The 1213-nt window shown below is 72.5% G+C and carries 1 protein-coding gene and 1 pseudogene; one reads left to right on the top strand and one right to left on the bottom strand.

Going from position 1 to position 1213, the window contains the following annotated elements:
- Positions 1 to 957: PucR family transcriptional regulator (locus ACWDNU_RS46295; RefSeq protein WP_449673504.1), on the top strand; the 957-nt coding region annotated here is incomplete at its 5' end.
- A 36-nt stretch (positions 958 to 993) separates the two neighbouring features.
- Here ACWDNU_RS46295 and ACWDNU_RS46290 read toward each other — a convergent pair.
- Positions 994 to 1213 (bottom strand): annotated as a pseudogene (locus ACWDNU_RS46290) (hypothetical protein); the annotation flags it as partial.

The following is a 1213-nucleotide window of genomic DNA, read 5'->3' as shown; positions in this document are numbered from 1 at the left end:
CCCGCCGAGACCGGCAGGCTCCGGGCCGGACAGGACGCGCCGCTGGCCGACGTGCTGTGCGCCTATCGCCTCGGCTATCTGGTGCTGTCGAACGCCGTCGTCCGCGCCGGTGCGCAGGCGCCGGCGGTCCCCGCGGAGATCGTCATCGAGCTGCTGCAGGCGTTGTTCCGCAACCACGGCCTCGACGCCGACGCGATGGTCGACGCCTACCGCGAGGAGGCGCACTACCTGATGTCGCAGCGCGAGCGTGAACGCGCGGCCTACATCGACGTCCTGGTCTCCGAGGATCCCGGGCTGGCCACCCTGCTCGAAGTCGCTCGCGCGCTACGCCTTCCCGTCGACGGGGCGTTTCTGGCGATCGCCACGGTGAGTGACCGCGGCCAGGATCCGATGCCGCGGGTCGTGTCGGCCCTGGCGGCGATCGACGTGACGATGGTGTGGCGGATCCGCTACGACACCGCGGTCGGGGTCCTGTCGGTGCGCAACCCGGCCCGTGCCGACCAGGCGATGGCGGTGCTGCGGAGACACACGACCGGTCCGGTGGGCGTCAGCCCGGTCTTCGGGTCACTGCGGCAGACCGCCTGGGCGCTCGGCCTCGCCGAACTGGTGCGCGACGGAATGCCGGGCGCGCCGACGGTCGAACAATTCGAGAACACCCCGCTGAACGTGCTCGTGGCCGGCGGCCGCGACGCCGCCCGCACGACCGCGCGGACGGTGCTCGGCGGCCTGCTGGACGCGCCCGGCGAGACCCAGCGGACCCTGCTCGCCACGCTGCGGGAGTGGGTCGCGGCCGCGGGCTCGGCGGACCGCACCGCGCAGCGGTTGCACTGCCATCCGAACACCGTGCGCAAGCGCCTGCGCCGGCTCGAGGAACTCACCGGGCGCAGCCTGGCCGAACCCGGCGGCATCGCGGAGCTGGTCACCGCCTGCCACGCCTGGACCCAACTCCGCCGCTGACCTCGCCCCGCTGTGGCGGTCGATTCCTCGCCGGGCTCAGGGCGTGACGTTGTCGCTGCGCGGATCGATGAGGATCTTGGCGTGGTGGTCCGGGGATCCCAGGGCGGTGAAGGCCGCGTCGACGCCGTCGAGGCCGACGGTGCCGGTGATCAGCGGGCTGGGGTCGACGGTGCCGTCGGCGATCATGTGCAGGGTGTCGCGGAATTCGCCGGGGTCGTAGCCGAGGACGAACCGCAGTTCGATCTCCTTGTTGATG

It is taken from the genome of Amycolatopsis sp. NPDC003676 (assembly GCF_053587275.1).
This window is presented reverse-complemented; position numbering and strand designations above follow the sequence as displayed.